Source organism: Frankia sp. AgPm24 (assembly GCF_023243055.1).
Taxonomy (GTDB): domain Bacteria; phylum Actinomycetota; class Actinomycetes; order Frankiales; family Frankiaceae; genus Frankia; species Frankia umida.
Genome location: NZ_JALKFW010000001.1, coordinates 152202 through 176529 on the forward strand (window position 1 = coordinate 152202; position 24328 = coordinate 176529).

Sequence of the window (24328 nt, forward strand, 5' to 3'; positions counted from 1 at the left end):
CACCCTCGTCGGCGGGCGGTACCCACTGGCCCGAGGGGCCGCGGGGTCACCGCTTGTCGGCGGTGTAGTTCACCTTGACGTCGGTGAAGCCCAGCGCGCCGAGCAGACCGCGCAGCATCGCGGTCGTGTTCTTCTTGCCGAGTTCGATGACCTGACCGTCCTGCTTGGCCGCGTCGGTCATCTTCGTGGATGCCTTCTGGTAGAGCCCCTTGTCACTGCTGATCCCGCCGACCAGGCCACCCACCCGGTCCAGCACGCCGCGCTGGCGGGCGACGACGTAGCTGCGGTTCAGATCGAGCTGCGCCGACGACAGCGTCGGGTTCGGCAGGTTGATCGTGACCGAGCGCCGGTCCGGTGAGACGACCACGTCGCCGCTGCCGAGGTGGCTGAAGTCGACCATCGAGTCGACCGTGCCCACCCCGACGAACAGGGTGCGCTCACCCTTGAGCGCTGACGGGATCCACCTGGTGTCCTCCTCGAGGTCGACGACGACCTCGAAGTGGGCTCCAGCCGCGTGGTATTCGCTGAGATCCTCCAGGGAGCGCAGCACCGCCGGGGAGCTGCGGTCGATCGTGCGTTCCTTGAACGGGTTGAGGCTGGGTCGCCAGCCGACCACCACAGCGATGAGGCCAGCGACGAGGACGGCGAGCAGCGCGACAGCGATCAGCCGCAGCGGGCTGAAGTGCGGTCGAGGGATACGAGCGGACCGCGGGGCGGTCTGGGGCCGGTCCGTACCGGACTCGTCGTTCATAGTTGTTGATGTACCCCGAAATCACCCCGGCCACGCTCGTCGTCATCATCACGCCCCACTGTCGACCTCCTGGTCATGCTGGTTGGACCAGGCCAGGATGATGGCGGTCCGGTCGTCGTCGCGCTGCCCCGAGGCGTGCCGTCGGACCGCGTCGAAGGCGCCGTCGAGCAGCCCCACCGGGTCGCGGGTGGGATCGCGCAGGATCTCGGCGATCAGTCGGTGCACCCCGAACTGGCGGCCGGCGCCGTCGCGGGCCTCGACCAGGCCGTCGGTGTAGGCGATCAGCACGTCGCCGGGCTCCAGCTGGAGCGTCCCGCTCTGCCAGGCGTCGGGGGCGGCGAGCAGGCTCGACAGCAGCGGCCCGGTCGGTGGCAGCCGGATGATCTGCGCTGGTCCGCGGTCCCTGGGCGCCGCGGCTCGGGCCGGGTGCGCGGCTCGCGGCGGCGCCCCGGCGGAGGTGGCCCGGGTGAGGGAGACCTTCGGACGCGGCGCGCCTGCCGTCACCACAGCCGAACCCGCGGCACCTCCCGCCACCGCGTCCGAGGCCACCGCGTCCGAGGTCACCGCGTCCGAGGTCACCGCGTCCGAGGTCACACCGCTGGACGCCGTCGCGCCGACCGTCGGGGCGCTCGAGGACTCGGCGGTGTCCGGGGCCACCGGAGCCACCGGAGCCACCAGGGCCGCCAGCGCCGCGTGGGGCGCCGTGGCGGCCAGGGCCGCCGAGGGTGAGGTGGTGGTGGTGCGGGCCGTGGTCAGGGTCACGGGACGGCGCAGCAACAAGGTGTCGGGGTGGCCGGCGTTGACGTACTGCAGTTCACCGGTCCGCGGGTCGATCAGGAGAATGATCGCGGTAGCGAACATCTCGTCGGTGTCACCGAGGTTGTCCACCACCCATTCGAGGACGGCGGCGGGTGGGCCCCCGTTCGTCAGCGCCGCGTCCAGGAGCTGTTTGAGCCGCAGGGCGAAGACACCGGCGGCGGCACCGTGCCCGGAGACGTCGCCGACCACCACCGCGACCCGGCCGTCGGGTAGGTCGAGGGCGTCGTACCAGTCCCCGGCCAGCTCGCCCTGCGCCGGCTCCACCCGTCCGTGCAGGACGACGTCACGGGCCCGCAGCAGCGAGGGGGTGAGCGCGTCGCGCAGGGCGATGACGGCGGGTCCCTGCTGTGCCAGTGCCTCGAAGGACCGCTGGTTCTGGCGGACCAGACGGACGAGCTGGGCGCGCATCGTCTCGACGTCCGCGGCCAGCGCCACGATCTCCGCGGGACCCACCGACGGGATGCGGGTGTCGTAGCGCCCGGCGGCCACCGCGTTCACCGCTCGTTGCAGCGCTCCGATCGGCCGCAGCAGCCAGCGCCGGGACGCGGTCAGCACCGTCGCCAACACGATCAGGATGATCAGCACGGCGCTGGCCAGCGAGCTGAGCAGCAGGACAGCGGCCGTCTCCAGCTGCTCGGACGCCTCGTTCTGCTCGCGGTCGATCCCGGCGCCCAGGCGGGCCACGCCGGTGCGCAGGGAGTCGAAGTCACGCCGGGCGCTCTCGCGCACGATGTCGGTGGCGGCGACGACGTCCCCACGGGCCATCGCCGCGAGCTCGGGCCGCACCACCTCGCGTCGCCACAGGTCGTAGGCGGTGCGGACCTCGGCGAGCTGCGCGCGCAGCTCCGGGAAGTCGACGAGCAGCTCCTCCAGGGTCGCGGTGAGCCTGGGGACGGACCGGTTGGAGGTCGTGAACGGCGCCAGGAAGCCACGGTCGCGCGTGACGATATAGCCACGCAACGCGCTTTCCTGGTCGACGTAGCCGGCGAGCAACAGCGCGGTGGTGGTGGCGGCCGGGTCCAGATGGCGACTGCGGTTGGTCGCGGCCTGCCTCGACCCCCACCCAGAGATCACGGCAAGCACAAGCATCACCACAATGGCGACGCTGGCGACCAACGTCAGCACCCGGAGGCCACGGCGCAGGCCAGCGGTCTCGCTCACGCCAGGATTGTCGTCCACCCGCCGTGGCCGCGGCCTGGCGGGGCCACGATCCGACCGATCAGGCGCACTTCGCCCACCGCCACGGCTCGACCGACCCTCCCACACACGGCCATCCGACCAGGACGGGGGCCCTCCCCCGGGGTCACCGGGACCCCCACCGGTGGCGGCCGCCACCCCCGGCCGGTACGGCGACGCGCCACCACGTCAGCCGTGGTTCGCGCGCCCTTTCCGCGCCCTTCACCATGGATGGCCCAGATATAGCGGAAACAGAACGAGACGCCCGAAAAATCCATTTCGGCGCTCCCTTTGCCCATGGCGGCCCCGCAGGTCACAGGCGGCGCGAAGGAGAAGGACCGCGAAGGGGGGCAAAGGCGTGAGGATGAGGCGTTTCGCATGGGCGCCGCGTAATCCGACCCCGACAACTTCGGACCGCGCGGAACCCGGACTACCGGCCGCTCGTTGACCTGGCTGGACGCACCACCCGGCACGGGTAGGTAGGCGTCGAATCTCCGCGACATGCGCTGCCGCGCCGGTCGCCGTCCCTGTCGTCATCGCCGACCGCAGGCCCGGCCGCCGCCGTGCCCGTCTCGCGGCCAGACCGTGGCTGTCCCGCCCGTCGAACCGCGCACCGCGGCGATCCGGGTGGGGCGACACTCGAGCCTGGGAGCACGCAACGATGACGTCTGCTTCACCCGTCGGCCCGACGCATTCCCGGGCCGGGCCGACCCGCCCCACGGCCGGGCACCGGCCCACGCTCGGCTCGCGCCGGGCGGCCACCAGCGCCCGCTCCGAGGCGGCGATCTGGACGCGCGGCCTGACCCGCGACCACGGCACCCGCCGCGCGGTCGACCGGCTGGACCTTCAGGTCCCCCGCGGCGCGCTGTCCGGCTTCGTCGGGCCCAACGGCGCCGGCAAGTCCACCACGCTGCGGATGCTGCTGGGGCTCATCCGTCCGTCCGCGGGCCGTGGGTACGTGCTCGGCCAGCCGATCAGCCGGCCCGACCGGTACCTGCACCGCGTCGGCGCGATGATCGAGGGTCCGACGTTCCACCCGGGCCTGTCCGGCCGGCGTAACCTCGACCAGCTCGCCACCCTGCGCGGCCTCGGCGCCCACGGTGGCGGCGGCTCCGCCGGGCGTCGACGCCGGGTCACCCAGGTCCTCGACCAGGTCGGCCTGGCGGCGCGGGGAGACGACCGGTTCAGCACCTACTCCCTCGGGATGAAGCAGCGCCTCGGGATCGCCGCCGCGCTCCTGCCCAGGCCGTCCCTGCTCATCCTGGACGAACCGACCAACGGACTGGACCCGGCCGGTATCCGGGAGATCCGCACGTTGCTCGGGCAGCTCGCCGCGACCGGGATGACCGTGTTCGTCTCGAGCCATCTGCTCACCGAGGTCGAGCAGATCTGCGACCACCTTGTCATGATCAACAATGGTCGGATGCTCTTCCAGGGGCATGTCACGGACCTGCTGGCCGCCGAGGATCCGCGCATCCACCTCGTCCCCGAGCATGGCGACGACGCCCGCCGACTGGCCGGAATGATCAACAACGTCGGCCTGCCGGTCGAGCTCGACCTGCGCCTGGACATGCCGGACGCGGCCGGCCCCAGCACCCACCAGCCGGTCGTCACCGTGCACGGGCCGGAGGGCCTGGCCGCCGACCTCAACCGGATGGCGATGGGCGCGGGCATCGCGCTGCGCTCACTGCGCACCCAGCGCCCCAACCTGGAGGAGACGTTCCTGCGCGTCACCGGTGAGATCGACGGCGACCTGGTCCGCACCGGGTCGCTCGGGCACCTGCCGGACGGCAGCGTGCCGTCGGCCGGCGTCGGGCTCGACCCGGCGCACAGCCGTGGGGGCGCCACATGATCAACGCCTTTCGGGCCGAATGGGTGCCGCTGCTACGCCGGCGTTTCCTGCTGGGCACGCTCGGAGCCGTGTTCGCCTGCGCGATGCTGGGCACCGTGCTGACCTTTCTCTCCGTCGGGCACACCGACTTCGACGGCGACCCGGTGACCGCCGCCTGGCTGGCCGAGCCCGGTGGCATGGTCCAGGGCGCGCAGGCGGTGAGCATCCTGCTCGGTGTGGTCGCGCTGTCGGTGGTCGCCGCGGCGCTCGCGGGCGACCACGGTCACGGGATGCTGCGCAACCAGCTGGTCGCGCAGCCGCACCGGGCCCGGCTGCTCGCCGGCAAGCTGCTGGCGCTCGCCGTGTTCGTCGGACTGGTGGTGGCCGTGGCGACGCTGGTCTCCGCGGCGTTGGCCTTTCCGCTGGCGCCGGTCAAGGGGGTCTCGAGCGCCGCCTGGCACAGCTGGGCCGGTCTGGCCGCCCTCGGCGCCGGATTCGTGAACCTGTACATCGGGTCGCTTGGCTACGCCGCCGTCGGCGCCCTGGCCGCGATCGTGCTGCGCGGCCCGGCCAGCGCCATCGCGGTGGGCATCGCCTACGCGCTCCCGGTGGAGATGCTGGTCTCGCGGATCTACCATCCGGCCCGCGCGTGGCTGCCGATACAGCTCATGCAGGAGATCGCCACCGGAGGGGCCGCGTTCGCCACGCCGTACGCGGACGCCCTGCTGCGCGGCTGCCTCTACGCCGCCGCCATGCTCGTCATCGCCCTGGTGTACTTCCGCCGCCGTGACGTGACCTCCTGATCACCTCCTGATCAGTGACCGAAGGTGTCGGAGTCGAGGGCGGCGGCCTCACCGGCCGGGCCACGATCGAGCGCCGAGATCGCGGCGATCTCGGCCGACGTCAACGAGAAGTCGAACACGGCGATGTTCTCGGCCAGCCGACGCTCGCTCGCCGACTTCGGGACGACCACACAGCCGGAATCCAGATGCCAGCGCAGCACGACCTGGGCCGGGGTCCGCCCGCGTTCGGCGGCGATCCGGGCGATCACCGGTTCGTCGAGCAGACCGGTGCCGGCACCCAGCGGGCTCCACGACTCGGTGACGATGCCGTGCGCGGCGTGGTACTCCCGGGCGGCGGCCCGTCCCAGCCGGGGGTCGAGCTGGATCTGGTTGACCTCCGGGGCGACGCCGGTCTCGGCGAGCAGCCGGTCCAGATGCGCCGGTTTGAAGTTCGACACACCGATCGCCCGGACCAGCCCCGACCGCTGGAGCTCGAGCAGGCCCCGCCATGCCTCGACATACCGGTCCCGCCACGGGTTCGGCCAGTGGACGAGCAGCAGGTCGAGGTAGTCCAGGTCGAGGCGACGCAGGCTGTCCGCCGCGGCCCGGCGCACCCCGCGTACGCTGTGCGACCGCTTGTTGAACTTGGTCGTGACGAACAGCTCCTCGCGGGGCACCCCGGCGGCTCGCAGCCCGGCACCGACCCCACGCTCGTTGCCGTAGTTGTGCGCGGTGTCGACCAGCCGGTAGCCAAGCCCCACCGCCTGTTCGACCACACCCTGCACGGCACGGTCGTCCAAGGGCCAGGTTCCCAGGCCCAGTCGGGGCATCCGGGCACCGCGGGCAAGAGCGACGGTCGGCACGGGCGAAGGTGGCACGGTCGGCGGACCCTTCTGTCAGGATGGATGATGGTGACGGCGTGGGGCACCCAGGGCACCCGGTTCGGTGCCCTGGGGTTCTGGCCGGCGCCGGGTACATCGAAGCACCGGCGCACCTCCGGGCGGCACACCACACCCGGCGGGCCGGTACGTACGCGCGGGGAGCAGACTGCGAAGATGAGTGCCACCAGGGATGACAGACTGACCGTGGTGCTACCCACGGACGAGGCCCGTACCATCCGCGACGCCGCGGAGGGCGAAGGTCTGTCGCTGGAGAGCTTCGCCGTCGAGGCGATGAAGCGCTACGCCCGTGAGGTCCTCGCCGACCGGCGCCTGTTCCGTGTCCCCGACACGGACTGGAGCGCGTTCGAGGCCCTGCTGGAGTCACCGCCCAGTGACGCCACCCGGCTGCGTCGCCTGCTCGACGACGAACCGGGCGCCGAATAACCACCCCGCCCGGAAGGACCGTCTCCGTGCCGTTGGCCAAGCCGACCGCCCTGCTCGAGAGCATGGACCGCAACACCTTCAGCTGCGGGGATGATCCGCTGGACGCCTGGCTACGCCACCACGCGCTCGATCATCAGCATGACCGCACCACGAACACCTTCGTGATCATCGATCGTCCACTGGCGGGTCGAGGCGACTCCGACACCCCCGGTGGCGAGCGACCGAGCGACCCGGACCTCACCGCCGCGGGATCGGTTCTCGACGGACCGCGGGCGCAGCGGCCCGGAGCCGACGGCGCGGGCACCGAGGGAGCGGGCCATCCGCCGCCGGGCGGCGAGGTGCCGGGCGATGCGGGCGGGCGGATCGCCGGCTACTACTGCCTGGCGACCGCCGCCGTCGAACGCGTCCCCGGGTCGCGCCGCCGCTCCCGGCGCCCGACCGAGCCGGTGCCGGCGATGTTCGTCGGCCGGCTCGCGGTGGACCTGCGGTACGCCGGTCGCGGTGTCGGCGCCCGCCTCGTGCGCGACGCCGTGATGCGTTCCCTCACCGTGCACCGGATGGTCGGCCTGCCCGTGCTGCTGGCCCACACCCCGCACGCCGCCGGGGCGGCGTTCTACCACCACCTCGGCTTCCGTCCGACCCGCTTCGACCCCTACCTTCACGCCCTTGCGCTACGAGCCGCCGCCGGCTGATCGCCCGGGGCGAAGACACCATCCGCGCCGCCCGTGGCCGCGGCTGCTGTGGCTGGCGGGGCGGGGCTGGCTGGCGAGACCGGGTTCGCCGTGGCCTGGCCCGCGGCGAGCAGCAGGTCGGTACCGGTGCCAGGACGAAGGCGCAGTCCACCGGAGTCGGGTGCCGCGGTGACGCCCATCCGTTCGAGGGCGGTCCGCGTCTGCCGTGCGTCGGCCCCGTAGAGGACGGCGACGACCTGCTCACCGGCCGGATCCGGACGGTAGACCAGGTCCGTACGGCGCAGGGCCGGCAGGCCGGCGTGCACAGGCAGGGTGAACGTGGCGTGGGTGAGATCGTCGTCGATCCGGCGTCGTTCCCGGGCCCGCGACCGGGCGTCGACGGTGGGGCCGGTGAACCGGTCGATCTCGGCGCTGACCACCCGGGCGAGCAGTTCGGCGCTGGCGTCCCAGGTGAAACCGGCCGCCCAGGCCCGCGCCGCGGCGCGCAGATCCGCCGCGGCGGCCGGCTCGGCGAGCAGCCGCAGGCCGGCGTCGATCGCGGGGCCCAGCGGCTCGCCGTCGCGCACCAGCCAGCCGGTCGTGCCATCGCGGACGGCATCGCGCAGCCCGGGCACCCGGAAGGCGACCGCGGGCACCCCCAGCGCCGCGGCCTCCAGCACCGACAGACCCCAGCCCTCCCCGTGCGAGGGGTTGACCGTCAGCCAGGCCGAGGCCAGCAGCCGATCCCGCACCCGCGCCGCGACCTGGCCATGCCAGTGCACCACCTGCGCCGCGGACGGGCCGGACGGGCCGGACGGGGCGCCCGGGTCGCCCGCCGCCACGGCGGGGGCGCTCAGGCCGAGGCTGACCGCGTGCGCCGTCAGGCGCTCACGGTCAGGTCCGTCACCGACGATGTGCACCACCAGGCCGGGATGGGCCTCCCGCAGCGCCGGCAGCGCGTCCAGCAGCAGATGCAGGCGTTTGTGTGGGACCAGCCGTCCGACACAGACGATCGTCGGCGTGGCCGCGGGGCCCACCTCCTGCGGCGAGCTCGACACCGTGGCCGCGGTGACCCCGTTGGGGACCAGGTAGCGGGGGCCGGGCAGGCCCAGGACAGCGCGGGCCTCCTCCCGGGTGGACGGCGAGACGACGACCGACGGCCGACGGCGGTAGACCAGCCGGCTCCCGGGTGCCTCGAGCAACTGCCCGATCCGGGCCACCGGACCCGGAAAGTACAACGGGAACTGTTTCTGGTGGACGTGGTGCAGTACCTGCACCACCGGCGTCTGCCCGCTGAGGACCAGCGGACTGAAGAACGGGATTCCGTTCTGGCAGTCGACCACCGCGTCGACCCGGTGCCCGGCGCGGCTGATACTCGCCAACCGGGCCAGCACCGACGGATACACCCCGAAGGTGCCACCACCGCGACGTACGTCGACGCCGGCCACGACCTGCGCCGCGGCCGCCGGGGGTGCACCGTCCGGGCTCACCCGTGAGGTCAGCAGGGTCACCCGTACGCCGGCGGCCGCGAACCGTTCGGCGACGGACTCGCAGAACAGCTCGGCGCCGCCGGCCTGGGGGTGCGCGCGGTCGCGCCAGTTGAGGAACACCACGTGCCGCCCTGCGAGACTGGGCAGGTACCGGCTCGGGTCGGATGCGCCGGAACGCGGCGCGTGCGGGCTTCCCATCACCAGTGGCGTTCCTCTCGGGCGAAGGGGCAGGGCTTAGCATGTTCGCCTGCAACCTACCGATGCCGGAGAAATCCATGTCCTGCGCCTGATGGGAGACCGATGGCGAAGCCCTCGCGAGCGGCCGTGACCGGCCTGCTCGCTGGTCCGGCGTCGCTGGCGGTGGCCGGAATGCTCGTCAACGGCTGCAACCTGCTGATGAACCTGATCGTGGCGCGCTCGCTGGATTCGGACGCCTACGGCGCCGTATCGGTGCAGGTCAGCATTTTTCTGATCTTGTCTGTCGCCGGGAACGCGTTGCTCATCGGGGTCGTGCACCACGAGACATCCGGTACCGGTGAGTCACGGCGCGAGCAGTGGTACTGGATCCGTCGGCTGCGCGGTGCGTGTGGTCTTGGCATCGCCGTCGCGACGCTCGCGGCGCTCGTGCTGTCCCGGCCGGCGGCGGCGCTGATGTCCTACCCCCATCCGGTGGCGATCGCCGAGGCGACGATCGGCGCGGCGCTGTGGACGCTGCTGTGCGTCGAGCGGGGCCTCATCCAGGCACGCGGGGCCTACCAGCGGCTCGCGGTGAACTTCGTGGTCGAGGGGTTCGTCCGGATCGGCCTGGTGATCCTGTTCGTGGTCGCCGGGATGGGCGTCAACGGCGCGGGCCTGGGCATCGTCATCGGCGTGCTGGTCGGGTCCGAGCATGGCCGCTGGGCGGTCAACCGCACGCCCCGGCTGCCCCGGCTCTCCGCATCCACCGCCGCGGGCCAGGACCCGCCGGCGGATGCGTCCCTGACCGCGGCACGGGAACTGACAGCGGCACGGGAACTGTCGGTGGCACGGGAACTGTCGGTGGCGCAGGAGTCAGGACGGGCGTCGGCGGGCCAGGGGCAGCCGGCCGGGGTCGCGGTGCCACTGCTGCTCGAGGATGGGCTGCCGCCGGCCACCGGACCGATCCCGGTGCCGATCCCGGCGCCGCGGCCCAGCGCCCGCCAGAGCGTCATCGCGGACACGACAGTGGCACTGGGCGCTCTCGTCCCGCTGGCGCTGCTGCAGAACATGGACGTGGTGATCGTCGGCTGGCTGGGGTCGGCCGGTGTCGGTGGCTACGCGGCGATCTCGACGGCCTGCAAGGTTCCGGTGTTCATCGGGCTCGCGGTGGCCAACTTCCTGCTGCCCGAGGCGGCACGGCGGCGCAAGGAAGGTCGTCCGGCCGGCGGGACCCTCGCGATCGCGCTCGTCTTCGTGGTCACACCCGGGCTGCTGCTGGCCGCCATCGGTCTGGTCGGCGCGCACTGGCTGATCGGGCTGGTGTTCGGCGCCCATCTGACCGACGCGTCCGGCGCGCTGTGGGTGTTGGCGCTGTCGATGACGCTGCTGGCCGTCACCCTGATGTTCACCACCTATCTGCTCGGGGCGGGCGTGCGCCGGGTGGTGGCCGTGCTCGCGGTGGCCACGGTGGCCACCGCCGGCGCGCTGGTCTCCGCCGGCGGCGCTGCGATGCCGACGGCGGTCGCGGCACTGGTCACCGAACTCGTCACCGCGGTGGCCGTCGGCCTGCTCGTCGTGCAGCTGCATCACACCGATCGCCAGGAGGCCGCCGCCCGGCAGGCCGCCGACGTTCGCCGGCAGGCAACGGACGGCGGATTTCCGGCGGCGGTCTGAAGGACTGACCGATTGCGGGCCAGGGTAAAAGGCACCGGTCAACCCGTTTCGGCTGCCCCGAATGGGCGTGGGCCTTTGCCCTACGCCCGATATGCCGGATGGGTCGGTCCGGTACCGTCGTTCTACTCGATGGGCTCCCTTTCCATCGGTGTGGAAGCCCCCACCAGCGTCGAGAGGCGGAGGCCGCCGCACATGCCAGTCAGGATTCGCTCGGGCACCGACAGCGGTGAGCCCGGCCGCCAGGAGCACGAGTCGTCATCCGGCTCCGAGCCCGGCGGTGATGCCGGCGGCACGGCCGACGGCGACACCGGTCGTGGTCCTGGCGACGCCGGCCGGTCGGGTGGGCGTACCCAGGGCCCGGTGACCCGCCGGCGGCTGCTGGGCACCGGTCTGGGGCTCGGCGCGGCGGCGGCGGGTGGCCTGCTGGCCGGGCGGCTGCTGTCCTCGGACGGCGCGACGCGCGGCGGTCTGCCCGCCACCCGGCCGTCGGCACCGGTCGGCGGGGTGACGGCGGGGCCGTCGGAACCGGCCGGCGCGGTGAGCGAGGTACCGCGGGACCTGCTGACCATCTACGGCGCACCGGACAGTTTCAACGACCTCGGCTCACCCGGCTCGGCGGTGCGCACCGTCGACATTCCCGGTTGGGGTTTCGGCCCCGGGCAGGCCGCTTTCATGTCGGCCGTCGCCGAGGACGGCACGGTGTTCATCTCCACAACGCCGTTCACCGACGACCAGTCCAAGCTCACCGGCACCGACATGGAACTCGAGATCTTCGAGCCCGAGGCGCAGCGTTTCACCCGCCTGGTCATTCCCTCCAGTCGGGGCCGCACCTCACTGCCCCGTTTCGATCCGGGCTATCGCGGTGTCGGCGGCGGTGACACGTCCGATGTTCTCGTCGTACCCGGAAACGACGACGAGCAGCGGGTCATGTTCACCTCGCTGATGCCGTTCTACGGCTGGGATGTCCGCGCCGGCGGGGAACTGCCGAGCATCGGTTCGCTACGCAAGGACCGCGACTCCGGGCGCTGGGTCTACGACCCGACCGCCTCGCACACCGCGGCGGAGCTGGCAGCGTCCGCCCAGCCCAACATCGCCGCCAGGGCCTTCCCGACCTTGTCCGCGCTGGAGCCGCGCTCCCCGCGTGGGCCGGCGTCGATCGCCCGCCTGCCGCGCAGCGGCCATCTGGTCATCGCCCAGTACCTGGGTACCGGCGCCGGCGGCACGGACAACGGCTCCCTGCTGGTCATCGACCCCACCGGTCGGGTCCGCGCCTTCTGGCAGTACCCGCAGGTGCGACCGCTGGGCATCGAGGTCGTGGTCAATCCGCGCGAGATCAGCGTCGACCCGACCAGCGAACCGGACGACGAGCGGTTCGTCCTGATCAGCGACGCCCGCGGGCTTGACTACAGCACGCAGCCGTTCCCCATCCAGGAGTTCTCCTACAACGAGTCCCAGGGGACGATCTCCCCGCGTAGCACCGCGGTGCGGGCCGCACAGGACGGCTCGCGGATGGAGTCGGCGGTCTTCGACGGCGACGGCACCCTCTACATCGCCCGGACCAGGCGCGACGGTCTGACCGCCGAGACCCTGGCCGTCTACCCGAAGCTCGGGCGCGAACGGGGCCTGGTGACCCGCAGCCCGGCGACCGGGAACTGGCCGGTGGACAGCTGGGGCATCGCCAACCCACCCGACTACCTGGTGGTCGGCACCGATCAGGGTGGCCTGGTGCGCAGCGTGACCCTCGATCCGACCACCGGGGCGATCCTGCTGGCCGGCCTCGACGGTCTGGTGCAGGTGATCCGCCCCTCCGGACGGGGCAACCAGATGACCTTCCGGACCGACCGTCCCATCGACGTGGGTCTGTCCCGCCTACGCGGACCGTCGACCCGGTATGTCGGGGTCCGCCGCGGCGCGGTCGACGCGTCCCGGCGCATCCTGTGGCTGCCGGTGAACCAGATGGTTCTCGACGGCCTGACCTGGCCCTACCCGCCGTTCAAGCTGGACCAGTGGCTGCTGCGCGTCGACCTGGACGTTCTGCTCGCCGACCACTGAGTCCTGCCGGCCGACCACTGGGCCGTCTCGATGGTCGGGCCGGCCGGCGTCAGGGGGTCGGAACGGCGCCGCGTGGTGTTGTTCGCGGCAACCGGCGGACGGAGGCGCCGTTTGCCGAGGCGCCGTTTGCCGAGGCGCCGCGGGAGCGGCCCGACCTCGACGGCGACGGGGAGGGCGGGCACACCCCTGCGGGCGCCGCCGCCGCGCTCCCCGTCGGGTCGCCCACCTCGAGGTAGGCGGCCCGGAACAGGTCGGCGAACGCCGGTACGGATTCCGGCCCGAACATCTGCCGGTGATAGCAGACCGTGACGTTGAGGGCGCCGCCGATGCTCATCACGCCGAGGAACAGCCCCTGGGGCATGCCCGCGGTCCCGGTGAAGTAGGCGGCGGTCACCGCGGGACCGGGCAGCGCCGCCCGCCCCGCGTCGCCGACGGCGACGAGGTAGCGACCGCGTTCGCCGGAGCCGCCGACCGGACCGGCCACGTCGTCATGACGACCCAGGTTGCTGACCGCGGCGGTAGGTGCCAGCAGCGGCCGCGCGGCGGCGACCCCGATGCGCAGCAGGCCGCTGCGCCACGGACCGGGAACGTAGCGGGCCATCGCGACACCGAGCGCCCCGGACACACCCGGCACCGGCGGCGGGATCGCACCCTTGGCCTCGACGGTCTGGTCGACGACCCGGGCGGCGAGCCGCGCCGGGTCACGCCGGTCGGCCGCCTCGCTGATGATGAGCGCCTGACCGGTGTGGTTGCCCTGCATCTCGGTGGCCGCGGCCATGGTCGCGGTGCTGGCCGGGGCGGGGGCCGCGGTGGTGGCCGGCCCGGCCGCGGTGGCCAGGTCGATGGGCATCCGAATCCGCAGGCAGCCGGTCTGCCCGCCGCGGCGGGTGTTCCACCGGTCGATGGCCAGATGCGCCGCCGCGAGCAGAAGGTCGTTGATGGTCATCCGGCGCCCGTCGGCCAGGGTGCGATCGCCGGTGGGCAGCGCCAGCACCATGGGGTGAAAGCCGTAGCCCTCACCGCGCCCGGCGGCCAGGGGAACGACGTAGCGCCCCGAGCGCCGCGCCATCGTGGCCCACGGCGACGGCGCGGTCCGCACCACCGGCCCCACACCGGCCGGCATCCCCCGTAGCTCGCCGTCACCACCGGCCGCGCCGAAGGCACCCGGAAGCCCCCACTCCCCCGGTGACTGGCGGTACACGGCGAGGATCTCGGTGGCGAGCCTGGTCAGGCGCAGCCCGTCGAGGGCCAGGTGATGGGCGACCACGCTGAGATGATCACCACCGGGCTGGCGGACGAGGACGACCCGCAGCGGCGGGAAGCGGCGCAGGTCGAACGGTGCCGAGGCGAGCACCTCGTGCACCCGCCAGGCCTCGGTGCCGTCGTCGACGAAGCCGAACGGGTCGCTGGTCGGCTCGGCGACGAAGCGCCAGGCGTGCTGGCGGGAGCCGTAGAGCACCGCGCGCGTCATCGGATGGCGGCGCATGACCGTCCAGACCGCGGCGCGCAACCGGCGGGGATCAAGCTGGCCATCGGTCTGGACGAGCAGCCCACAGGTCAGGGGTGCGCTCGCCCGATCGGAGGCGGCGAGAATCTGCTCGCCGGGAGTCAGGACTCGATCCGGAATCGGCGAAGTGGCGGCTCCGCTCTCGTGCGCCCATCCCATCCTTGTCGGCCGGCCTCTCTCCCGTAGCTCGCACATCCAGCACGGCGCGCTGATCGCCATGCAGTCGCAGCTTTCAAGCCTAACCAGCGGGAAAGTCCCGGCCGCACCGCCGGTAAGCCCGATCAGGCGATCGGGTCGCCGCGCCGCCACGATTCCCGCATCGGTTCACCACCACCGGCTACGAGGCGACGCCCGCCGCCTGCTCCGAGGTGACTCACAATCGCCGGTGGCCGGCCTTGATCGGAGCGTACGGGCCCCACCCACCCCCGTCACGTCGCCGCAGGCAGACCCCGCGCCGGCGACGGCGGCCACCATCACCCGCGCCCTACCCCGCACCCACACCCGGCCATCCCCCGCTGATTACGCAGCGTACAAGACTGGTTATTTTTCGACAGAAATGAGAGGATGGTCACAGGGTTGACGGATGCGCCTGGGTCCGGACGGAGCTGGTGCGGCGGCGAAGGAGTGGTATGTCCGATGACGGGACACCCGGATCGCAGCGCCTCGAACTCGCGGACCTGGTCTGCCTGACCGGCGGCCGAACCCGGCGGTACGCGACCCGCCCGATCCCGGACGAGCGTGACGTCGCCATCGTCGCCCTGCTGCGCAAGGCTGGCCGCACCGGCGGCCTCGGCCAGCTGCTCGAGCTGATCCGCCCGGACGTGGAGGCGGAGACGCTGCGGACGTTCGCCGTGCGGATGGCGTCGTGCGCGCTCCGGCGCACCGATCCGGAGCTGCTGCGCCTCGGGGTGTGCGCCATGGCCCTGGCCGCCCTGCGCGGTACCGCCCGCCGCGACGACGCCGCGGCCTTCGCTCCGCTGTGGCACGCCGCCGGCCAGGTGGGCCTCGACCCGGCGGCCGAGTTCGCCACCACCGCCTCGGCCGTGCCCGCCGCGGCGCCCCTGCTGGCCGGGTGGTCTGCCCGCCCGGCCAGCCAGCGTGAGCTGCGGGTGATGGGCTTTCATCTGTCGACGGACGTGGACGGTCCGCGCTACACCGAGGACTGGACGCTGCTGGCCGCCGACTTCGACCGTGAGTTCGCGGGTCCGTCGCTGCTCGACCAGCTCCACCTGCCGCGCCGGTGGCGCAACGCCCGAGCCGCCGGACGCGCCGCCCGCTGCCTTGGCCACCCGCCCCGCAACGGCCTGGACGTCCGGCCACCGAGCACCGACCCGACCAGCACCGACCCGACCAGCACCGAGCGGGCCGGCACCGATCACACGGACGGCGCGACAGACGGCGACGGCCCGATCTGAGCCGCCCCGGGCACATCCGACCCAGGCACATCCCGCTCAGGTCCCTCTCTCCCAGGTCCCTCTCGCCCAGGCACATCCGGACCGGCAAGCGGACGGTTCCAGCACCAGGACACCAGCGTGGCGAGGACGGCGGCGAGCGCGAGCGCGCCGAGAACCTGGGTGGCGGCGCCGAAGGCACCCTGGCCGGAGCCGGGTGTGCTGTTCGGGGCGACGGCGACGGCGATCCCGGCACCGGCCATCGTGGCGCCGGCGATCCAGGCCGGCACCGTCGGCCAGCGCCGTGCGATCACCACCAGCACGGGCACGGCCAGTGCGACCGGGCCGGCCACCAGCACGACCGCGAGCGTCGCGAGTCCGACCCAGGCCAACCGCGCCGGCAACCGGGGCCGCGTGGGGCCCGACACCGCGTCCGACCCCGGGGACACACCGGGAATCCGGGCCAGCCAGGGCATCAGCGGGGTGTCGCGCCGGTCGGGACGACCCCGGCGCCGGCCGGGCCACCGCGGCACCACGGCGAGGACCACCAGTACGAGGATGCCCACCAGCCCGATGAGGAGATTGCGCCGGTACTCCTCGCCCGCGGCGTTCTCGATGACGATCGTGCCGCCCGCGCCGGCCGGCACGATCCAACCCTGCTGCCAGCCGTCCAACCGCAGGGGGACGAGGGTGGCACCGTTGAGCTTCGCCGTCCAGGAGGCGTTCGCGTTCTCCCGCACGGACAGGAACGCCCGGCTGCCGGCGCCGATCGTGACGGTGCGGTGTTCGGCGTTCCACGCGCCGACGGTGGTGGTCCGCGCGGCGGCGAGGGCGGGTTCCCGGCCGGGCCCGACGATGCTCAGCGAGTCGACCAGGATGGAGGTGGTGCCCTGGTCGACGGTCACCAGGTGGGAGCCGGGGGTGAGGGTCAGGCGGCTGCCGTCGGTGCACAGCGACACCTGCACGGGTCGGACGGCGGTCACGTCACTGTTGCGTCCGGTGATCCGCAGCGGGTAGCGCTGGCCGTCGACGACCAGGCTCGGGCCGCTGCCGCAGTCGACGAGCAGCGGGCTGTCGTCCGCCGCCGGGGTGCCCCGCGGTGGCGGCAGGAAGCTGGCGCTGCCGGCGACGACGACGTCCATCCGGGTGGGGACCTCGAAGCGGCGCGAGAGCACCAGCTCCTCGGAGCCGCCGAACGGCTGCGCCGGGTCCACCCGCTCACGGACCATCGAATAGGCGATGTGACCACGGTCGGCACCGCTGAACAGGCCGCTGACGTCGTCGGGCAGCTGTGCGTAGTGCGTGAAGGTGACACCCGGGACGCTGATCTCCCGCAGGCCACCACCGAGGGTGTCCGGGCCTTCGGGGTCGACCCGGTCGAAGGTCAGCCGGTACCAGCGGCTCTCCCCCGGTGGGACGGCCAGACGCTGCGTGGCCTCCACCGGGGACACCTCGGTCACGACCGAACCCGTCTCGGTGGTCACCCGCATCGCCCGCACCCGCGGCCGCCAGGCGCCCTCCGACTGCAGCTGGATGTCGATGTAGGGCACCGACATCCGCCGTCCGACGTCGAGCTGGATCCACTGGCCCTGGGTGCCGGACCCGGCGGTGCGCAGCACGGTCCAGGCCGTCGCGGGGTAGCCGTCGACCGCGGCCGGTGGCGCCAGGTCCGGGGCGGCGAGCAGGTCATAGCCGTAGGAGGAGGCGGTGACCGATCTGCCGTCGGCGTAGCCGGCGACGGTCTGGTGGCCGGCCACGTCGTCCTCGGCCCACTGGCTGGGCTGGCCGGAGCGGCCGACGGCGTTGCCCGTCGGGCCGAGCAGGTAGGAGCTCGCGTCGTGCACGATGCCGTAGATGCTGTCCCGACGGGTCAGGGTGTCGGTGTCGAACCAGGCCGTTCGCGGGCCGATCACCTCGTCCGGCGCGACCTTGATCGCCGCCGGGCTGGTGGACGGCGCGGTGGTGTTGGCGGGGGCGGCGAGGTCACCGGCGAGCACGGCGGCACGGTCCGGGCTGAGCAGGCCCTGGGCGGCGAGCTGCACCGTGGCCTCCGGGCCACCGGAGACGACGACGGCACTGTCGGCCGGGTAGGACCCCACCAGTGACGTTCCGCCCGGCACCGTCCACACCTCCAGCGCCGGCACGGTCGTGCTCGGATCGCGCAGATCCGGGACGAGCCGTTCCTTCGCCGAGGCTCGCGCGCGCACCCGCGGCCCGAACGACGCCGACCGGGTCAGCCCGGACGACTCCAGTGCCCGGTGCAGCTCGTCGGTGGACGGCGGCACGTCCCAGTCCTTCTGCTCCAGGTCGTTGCGCAACAGGATCTGGCCGATGCCGGCCCGGGCGAGCGCACTGTTCAGGCCCGGGGCGGAGCCGGTGGCGAGTTCCTGTTCGATGCCGTCCATCAGTCGGGTGATGCCCACCCCGCCGAGCGGGATGAGGCTGCGGACCCCCCAGGGGCTCTTCGCGAGCCACTGCAACGGCTCGTCCAGCGGCCGTCCCCACGAGTACTCCGCGAACGGCGAGGCGGGCAGGACGAGCGTGTGTCCGCCGTCCGGGTTGTCGGCGAGCCAGTCCGCGGCCTGCACCCAGTAGTCCGGCACCTGGGTGAACGGGCGGGGTTGCAGTGCCCGTCCGGACAGCGCCGGGGTGATGCCACAGACCAGCGCGGCCGCCGTGAGCACCGCCGTCGCACTGGCCACCCCGTGGTACCCCGCCCGCGGCCAGCCCCGCGCGGCGAACAGCCGGCGGTACCGGGCCGACCCACGGGGCAGGACGGTCAGAGCGTGGGCGACGCCGAGGGCGATCGGCAGGCGCACCACCGGCTGGAACTTGTAGACGTTGCGCAGGAAGCCGAGCTGGTCACCGAGCAGGTCGCGCAGCGGTCCGGCCAGCGGCCCACCCGGGTCGCCGGGGTAGGCGGCAGACACCGACACCGTGCCCACGGCGAGCGTGACCAGCAGGAGGCGACGGGCGGGCAGGTCCGGCCGGGCAAGGCCCCACAGCCCGATCGCGACGACCGCGGCGGACCCGAGGATCGGCACCGGCCGGGAGATGTACTCGGTCGCGGCGGGCAGCCACGGCCGGGGCAGCTGCAGGTAGGCCAGCCAGTCGGTGGCGCCACGCAGCGCCTCGGCGACCGAGGTGGTCGCGGTCGTCGTCGCCGCCGTCTCGGTGTAGGGCAGGAAGTTCAGGCCGTAGCGGCCCTGCACCGCCAGCGCCAGCACCCACCAGGCGGTGGCGAGCACGAGCGACAGGACCCACCAGGCCCGCAGCGCCCAGGCACGCCGGGAACCACCGGCGAACAGCAGCACCACCCCGGGGCAGAGCAGCACACACAACGTGACGGTGGCGTTGGTGCCACCGGTACACAGCACGGCCAGTCCCGGCCCCCCCGCCCCCCCCCCCCGCCCCCGCCCCCCCCCCCGCCCCCCCCCGGGGGCGCCCCCCGCGGGGCGGCCCCGCCCGCCCCGCCCCCGCCGCCGGCGGGAGGGGCGGCGGCGGTGCCGGTGTCGGCGCCGAGCGCGCCGTCGGGGCGCAGGGCGAGGATCAGCGGCAGCGTGATCCACGGCAGCATCGCCGCGCCGGCCAGCGCCACCGACGTGGCCCCGATCTTGCCCAGGAACATCGGTGACAGTGTGTAGGCGAGCCCGGCGATGATCCTGGTCACCGGTATTCCGAGGCGCAGCGCGTCCGCCAGCCGCACGACCCCCCAGGTCGAGACGGTCAGCAGCAGGGCCATCCACAGCCGCTGGGAGATCCACGGGGGCACACCGAGGAGGTGGCCGAGCCCGAAGAAGGGTCCCATCGGGAACAGGTACCCGACGTACTGGTTCGGCAGGTAGCCGAACTCGGCCAGCGAGTTCCACAGGTGGGTCGCCCGACCCATGAAGCCCCACGGGTCCAGCGGGACGTCGAGCTTGGTGTCCGCGGTCAGTGTGCCGGGCGCCTGCAGAAGGTAGAGCGCCGAGAAGCCGATGGCGATCCCGAGCAGTGGCCACCGGGATGTGCGTGCGTCCCGCGGCGGCGGGGTCGACACGCGGGCGGGTGGTCCGGTGACTGGCGCGGGGGGACTGACGACGGAGGAACGGATCTTCGACTCCAAGGCCGGATGTGAGGTACGCCGACCCTACCCACGGTGCCCGAAGCCGGTGTCTACCGGGCAGCGGCCTCCGGCTCCGCGGCCGCGGCCAGCGGAAACGGTGTGACCGAGGACGGAAGGGGCCGGCGTGGCGGCGACAGCGGCGGGCGAGCCGACACCCGTGTGGCGGCCCCCTGTACCGGCAGCGAGGACGCCGACACGACGGCCGGCGACACCGGCGGGGTGCCCGGCGCGGCGGTGACCGACGGCGACACGCTCGAGGGTGCCGCGCCGATCGGGGTGTGCGCGGGCGTGACCACGCTGGGAGCGGCGCGACCCAGGTAACGCCGGGCGCGTACGACGTCGACGAGCATGGCGGGGGTGTGCCGACCGACCCGGAACGTGCCGCCGGGCATCTCCGCCCATGTCACCGGCACCTCGGCGATGCGATAGCCCATGGACCGGGCGATCGAGAGCACCTCGACGTCGAAGCCGAACCCCGAGGACCGGGCGAGGCTGAACAGCAGCTTGGCCTCCGGGCCCCGAAAGGCCTTGAAACCACACTGGGTGTCGGCGACATCCAGGCTGGCCAGCGAGCGGGTGATCTGGTTGAACGCCCAGCTGCCGACCCGACGCCCGCTGCTGCGCACCGCCCGCCCGCCGATGCGCCGCGAGCCGAGCGCGACCTCGGCGTGTTCCAGCGCGGCGAGCAGCAGCGGCAGATCGTCGATGTCGGAGGCGCCGTCGGCGTCGAGGAAGGCGATGGACTCGCCGTGGGCGGCGGACACACCGACCCGCACGGCGGCCCCCTTACCCGAGTTCCAGGGCAACCGCAGCACCCGGCCACCCGGCAGCCCGGCCAGCAGTTTCTCCGCGACCGCGGCGGTGCCGTCCGTGCTGCCGTCGTCGACCACGATCACTTCGGCACCGGGTGTCCGGCCCATCATGGCTACGATCTCCGGCAGCGCCCCGGGCAGCCGCAGTGCCTCGTTGTAGGCCGGAATGATGACGCTCACAGGCACGAAGGCGCTCACGGGCACGCTGTCCACGAGTCAGCTCCTAGGCTTCGACGGCGGTTCCGGTCACGGACGCTGGCCGGGGCGTCGCAGCTATGAGCGGCCGGTCGAGATCAGCGCATAGTTTCAGCTCGTTCGCGATGGAAGTCAATGTATTCATCCATAGCCTCCCACGCAGTGATCACACCATGAACTTTGCGAAGCACCACCTACGTGCTACAAGCGGGTGGCCATTCACGATCTCATGGCAGCAACAAGCATACGGAGACCTTCGCGGCCGACGTCGACCGGTATCGCGTCCCGGGGAAGTGACACCGGGAACCAGAAGGAGAGCACACTCCGCCGTCTAATAGCGGACGGTATCCATCCACCGACGGCCGGCAACGGAAAATCTCCGGCAACACAATAAGGAGAGCAACAAGAACTACGAACGCCAGGTCAATCTCATCCGACCACCGTGGGAGAGCGTCCGACGACAGTCACCCGCCACGGCCACCAACAATAGAATGATCTACCCGACACCGAATCCCCGCCGCCGGCGGGCACGGTCCGCGCCGGTCCGAATACCCGCTCCGCCGCGGATTCCGGGACCGGTCGCTACGCTCGAGGTATGGCCCGCAGCGTCCGTCCCAGCGGCCCCCACGACTCCACCAACGATGCCAGCTCCACCAGCGGTAGCAGCGGTTTCGGTGGCACCAGCGGCTCCGGCGGCTCCCGCGGTGGGGCCGCCGATCCGGACGCGCCGTTGCGGGGTCTGGTCGGCTCGGGCCGCACCCACCTGCCGCCGCTGGTCGCGATGCGGGCCCGTGACGTGGCCCAGCCCACCGACGAGGACCTCGCCGAAGCCGAACGCACCCTGGTGCTACGCCCACCCGGCCGGGTCGCGAACCGTGCGCTCCGGCCGGGTGAACCGGCCCGGCCGGAGCCGCGGGTTCAGGACGCGGGCGACGCCGCGTCGGGGACGGCGGGGATCTCGCCGGTGCGCTCGTAGTTCGACAGCATCCGCAGCCGACGGGTGTGACGCTGTTCGGCGCTGAACGGGGTGGACAGGAAGACCTCGACGAAGCCGACGGCCTCGGGGACGGTGTGCATCCGCGCGCCGATGCTCAGCACGTTGGCGTCGTTGTGCTGACGGCCAAGCGTCGCGGTCTGCTCGCTCCAGACCAGCGCGGCGCGCACCCCGTCGACCTTGTTCGCCGCGATGGCCTCGCCGTTACCCGAGCCGCCGATGACGATCCCGAGGCTGTCCGGTTCGGCCGCCGTGGCCTGCGCGGCGGCGAGCACGAACGGCGGGTAGTCGTCGTCGGGGTCGTACTCGACCGGGCCATGGTCAACGGGTGCGTGGCCAAGTTCCACCAGGCGTTCGGCGAGCGCCGCCTTCAGATGGAAGCCGGCATGATCAGAACCTAGATGGACGCGCATGATGCGTCATCATGCCCGATCACGTGAAGATCGGTCCGACATCCCGGGTGCGCTTGAGTTCGTAGAAGCCGGGAGTGCCGGCCACCAGCAGTACGCCGTCCCACAGCCGGCCAGCCGACTCGCCCTTGGGTGCCGGCGTGATCACCGGCCCGAAGAAGGCGTTCTCGCCGACGGCGATCACCGGGGTGCCCACGTCCATACCGACCCGGCTGATGCCGTCGTGGTGGCTGGCCCGCAGCGCCTCGTCCCACTCGGTCGAGGTCGCGGCGTCGGCCAGCGACGCCTCGGCGCCCGCCTCGGTGAGCGCCGCGGCGAACGTCTCGGCGTTCCACTCGGCCTTCTCCACGTGCCGACGCCGGCCCAGCGCGGTGTACAGCGGACCGAGGACGTCCTCGCCGTGCTTGGCGGCCGCGGCGATGCAGATCCGCACCGGGCCCCAGGCCTGCGCCATCGCCTCCCGGTACGCCTCGGGCACCTCCTGGCCGGAGTTGAGCACGGCCAGGCTCATCACGTGCCAGCGGGCGCGGACGGGCCGTACCCGCTCGACCTCCAGCAGCCAGCGCGAGGTGATCCACGCCCATGGGCAGCTCGGGTCGAACCACAGATCGGCGGTCACGATGTCGGCGTCGGCGCCGGCGACGTTCTCGGTACTCACGAGCGAGTCTCCTCGTTTGACGGAGTGTGATCGTCGGAGTCAACCCGACCGGATGGCACCGGATTCCCGTCCGCCGCTGGTGGCGTCGTTTCGCCGCTGGCCGCCAGATAGCCGGCGACCCGGTTGACGACGGCCACGAACGGCACCGCGGCGATCGCGCCGGGAATGCCGGCGAGCACACCACCGGCGGACAGCGAGATCACGATGGCCAGTGGATGCAGTCGCACGGCGCGGCGCATCACCAGCGGCTGCAACAGATGGCCCTCGATCTGCTGCACGGCCAGCACCACCGCGAGAATGATCAGTGCGTCGGTGACGCCGCCCGAGACGAGGGTGACCAGCACTGCGGCGACCCCGGCCACGGTGGCCCCGATGATCGGGATGAAGCCACCGAAGAACGTCAGCAGCGCCAGCGGGGCGACCAGCGGCACACCGACGCCCACCAGCCCCATCGCGATCCCGAACGCGTCGACGGCCGCGACGAACACCGTCCCGCGGATGTAGCCGGTGATCGTCAGCCAGGCCTCCCGGCCGGCGCCGCGCACCCGCTGCTCGGCACCGGCCGGGAAGCGGGTGACGATCCAGCCCCAGATCCGGTCCCCGTCGTAGAGGAAGAAGAACGTGGAGAACAACGCGACCAGCAGGCTGGTGAGCGCCTCCGCGGCGACCGACGCCCCCGAGATCACGCCCGAGACGAGCCGCCCACGGTTGTTCGCGAGGTTGCGCCGGATGTCGTCGACCAGATCGTCGAGCTGGCGCTGCGACAGGTGGAACGGCCCGTCGGTCAGGTAGCCCCGGACCTGCTCGACTCCCTGGCTGACCTGGTCGGACACGGTCGGAATCTCGTTGGCGGCGTTGAACCCGACCGCCACCGCCGCCCCGGCGAGCACCACGATGAACACGAACAGCGCCGCGAACGCGGCCCCGAGCCGGGGCATGCCCATCCGCTGGAAACGATGGGCCAGTGGATGGATCAGCGCGGCGATGAGCAGCCCGGCGATGATCGGGATGACCACGAGGCGGACCCGGCCGACCGCCATCAGCAGGATCCAGATCGCGGCCCCGGTGACGATCAGCCGCCAGGACCAGCCGGCGGAGACCCGCAGCGCCACCGGGATGTGCTCCTCGGCCCGTTGCGCGGTCGACAGCTCACGCGCCGGCCCCTCCGAACGACCGGACTGCACCGGGACCGGCGAGACTCCGCCGGGATGCCCCGCGCGCGCCGCGGCCCGCAGCTCCCGTAGCCGGCGCGGCACGAACCCCTTGCGCGAGGACGAACCAGCCGAGGCCGAACCGGCCGACGACGAACCGGCCGACGAGGACGAACCAGCCGAGGACGAACCAGCCGAGGGTGCGGGCGAACCGGCCGGTGACGAACCGGCGGGCGGGCCGGGGGCTGGCGCGGCGGAGCGGGCCCGCGGCTGCACTCGACCCAGCCCAGCGACCCGTCTCACCCGCGCTCCTTCCCGACGCCGCCCGTGCGACGTCCGCCAACCCGCCGCGCGGAC

18 protein-coding genes and 1 pseudogene are annotated in these 24328 nt (G+C 72.8%); 8 read left to right on the plus strand and 11 right to left on the minus strand.

Annotated features, from left to right (window positions below):
• Positions 1-46: 46 nt before the first annotated feature.
• A complete protein-coding gene (locus MXD61_RS00650; protein ID WP_248810737.1) occupies positions 47-751 on the minus strand; it encodes a DUF4230 domain-containing protein in 705 nt (234 codons plus the stop codon).
• Positions 752-799: 48 nt separating this feature from the next.
• Positions 800-2731: a SpoIIE family protein phosphatase gene (locus tag MXD61_RS27825; protein ID WP_308222649.1), complete on the minus strand. Its 1932-nt coding sequence runs from the start codon at positions 2729-2731 to the stop codon at positions 800-802.
• 676 nt (positions 2732-3407) lie between these two features.
• Here MXD61_RS27825 and MXD61_RS00670 point away from each other — a divergent pair.
• Together MXD61_RS00670 and MXD61_RS00675 are read left to right on the plus strand one after the other, a co-directional pair.
• On the plus strand, positions 3408-4598 hold the full coding sequence (locus MXD61_RS00670; protein ID WP_248810739.1) for an ABC transporter ATP-binding protein: 1191 nt from the start codon (positions 3408-3410) through the stop codon (positions 4596-4598).
• Positions 4595-5380, plus strand: a complete 786-nt coding sequence (locus MXD61_RS00675) for an ABC transporter permease subunit (protein WP_248810741.1) — start codon at positions 4595-4597, stop codon at positions 5378-5380. Before MXD61_RS00670 ends, MXD61_RS00675 begins: the two co-directional genes overlap by 4 nt.
• An 11-nt stretch (positions 5381-5391) precedes the next feature.
• Here MXD61_RS00675 and MXD61_RS00680 read toward each other — a convergent pair whose 3' ends face one another.
• Positions 5392-6237 (minus strand): aldo/keto reductase, encoded by an 846-nt coding sequence (locus MXD61_RS00680; protein WP_248810743.1) that lies wholly within the window; start codon positions 6235-6237, stop codon positions 5392-5394.
• Positions 6238-6414: 177 nt separating this feature from the next.
• Here MXD61_RS00680 and MXD61_RS00685 point away from each other — a divergent pair, with 177 nt between their 5' ends.
• Together MXD61_RS00685 and MXD61_RS28275 are read left to right on the plus strand one after the other, a co-directional pair.
• The gene (locus tag MXD61_RS00685; protein ID WP_248810745.1) at positions 6415-6684 is read left to right on the plus strand and encodes a DUF1778 domain-containing protein; all 270 of its coding nucleotides are present in this window, start codon (positions 6415-6417) and stop codon (positions 6682-6684) included.
• Between the two features lie 26 nt (positions 6685-6710).
• Positions 6711-7376, plus strand: a complete 666-nt coding sequence (locus tag MXD61_RS28275; RefSeq protein WP_308222650.1) for a GNAT family N-acetyltransferase — start codon at positions 6711-6713, stop codon at positions 7374-7376.
• Here MXD61_RS28275 and MXD61_RS00695 read toward each other — a convergent pair.
• Positions 7343-9043 carry a glycosyltransferase family 4 protein gene (locus MXD61_RS00695; RefSeq protein ID WP_248810818.1) on the minus strand — a complete coding sequence of 567 codons (1701 nt, stop codon included), beginning with the start codon at positions 9041-9043 and terminating at the stop codon, positions 7343-7345. The two genes, MXD61_RS28275 and MXD61_RS00695, sit on opposite strands and share 34 nt — an antisense overlap.
• A gap of 102 nt (positions 9044-9145) precedes the next feature.
• Here MXD61_RS00695 and MXD61_RS00700 point away from each other — a divergent pair, with 102 nt between their 5' ends.
• Together MXD61_RS00700 and MXD61_RS00705 are read left to right on the plus strand one after the other, a co-directional pair.
• Entirely contained in the window at positions 9146-10696 is a 1551-nt protein-coding gene (locus tag MXD61_RS00700; protein ID WP_248810747.1) for a polysaccharide biosynthesis protein, read from the plus strand.
• 192 nt (positions 10697-10888) lie between these two features.
• Positions 10889-12748: a hypothetical protein gene (locus MXD61_RS00705; RefSeq protein ID WP_248810749.1), complete on the plus strand. Its 1860-nt coding sequence runs from the start codon at positions 10889-10891 to the stop codon at positions 12746-12748.
• 49 nt (positions 12749-12797) lie between these two features.
• Here the strand turns inward: MXD61_RS00705 and MXD61_RS00710 are convergent, their stop codons facing one another.
• Positions 12798-14414 (minus strand): condensation domain-containing protein, encoded by a 1617-nt coding sequence (locus MXD61_RS00710; protein ID WP_248810751.1) that lies wholly within the window; start codon positions 14412-14414, stop codon positions 12798-12800.
• Between the two features lie 470 nt (positions 14415-14884).
• On the opposite strand from MXD61_RS00710, the gene MXD61_RS00715 reads away from it, so the two are divergent.
• Complete coding sequence (locus tag MXD61_RS00715; RefSeq protein ID WP_248810753.1) at positions 14885-15670, plus strand: hypothetical protein; 786 nt, start codon at positions 14885-14887, stop codon at positions 15668-15670.
• On the opposite strand, the gene MXD61_RS00720 is transcribed toward MXD61_RS00715, so the two are convergent.
• The 3 genes and pseudogenes from MXD61_RS00720 to MXD61_RS00725 all read right to left on the minus strand — a co-directional run bounded on the left by MXD61_RS00720 (position 15631) and on the right by MXD61_RS00725 (position 20776).
• A complete protein-coding gene (locus MXD61_RS00720; protein ID WP_308222651.1) occupies positions 15631-19023 on the minus strand; it encodes an alpha-(1->3)-arabinofuranosyltransferase family protein in 3393 nt (1130 codons plus the stop codon). The two genes, MXD61_RS00715 and MXD61_RS00720, sit on opposite strands and share 40 nt — an antisense overlap.
• Positions 19024-19241: 218 nt before the next feature.
• Positions 19242-19685: pseudogene (locus MXD61_RS27435) on the minus strand (alpha-(1->3)-arabinofuranosyltransferase family protein); the annotation flags it as partial.
• 116 nt (positions 19686-19801) lie between these two features.
• Positions 19802-20776, minus strand: a complete 975-nt coding sequence (locus MXD61_RS00725) for a glycosyltransferase (protein ID WP_248810755.1) — start codon at positions 20774-20776, stop codon at positions 19802-19804.
• Positions 20777-21353: 577 nt separating this feature from the next.
• Here MXD61_RS00725 and MXD61_RS00730 point away from each other — a divergent pair.
• Positions 21354-21734: a hypothetical protein gene (locus tag MXD61_RS00730; protein ID WP_248810757.1), complete on the plus strand. Its 381-nt coding sequence runs from the start codon at positions 21354-21356 to the stop codon at positions 21732-21734.
• Here the strand turns inward: MXD61_RS00730 and MXD61_RS00735 are convergent.
• The 3 genes from MXD61_RS00735 to MXD61_RS00745 are packed head-to-tail and all read right to left on the minus strand — an operon-like array spanning position 21677 to position 24274.
• On the minus strand, positions 21677-22165 hold the full coding sequence (locus MXD61_RS00735) for a ribose-5-phosphate isomerase (RefSeq protein ID WP_163548136.1): 489 nt from the start codon (positions 22163-22165) through the stop codon (positions 21677-21679). The two genes, MXD61_RS00730 and MXD61_RS00735, sit on opposite strands and share 58 nt — an antisense overlap.
• 19 nt (positions 22166-22184) lie before the next feature.
• Complete coding sequence (locus tag MXD61_RS00740) at positions 22185-22820, minus strand: disulfide bond formation protein DsbA (RefSeq protein ID WP_248810759.1); 636 nt, start codon at positions 22818-22820, stop codon at positions 22185-22187.
• Positions 22817-24274 (minus strand): AI-2E family transporter, encoded by a 1458-nt coding sequence (locus tag MXD61_RS00745; protein ID WP_374628212.1) that lies wholly within the window; start codon positions 24272-24274, stop codon positions 22817-22819. The genes MXD61_RS00740 and MXD61_RS00745 overlap by 4 nt, the downstream gene beginning before the upstream one ends.
• Between the last annotated feature and the right edge of the window lie 54 nt (positions 24275-24328).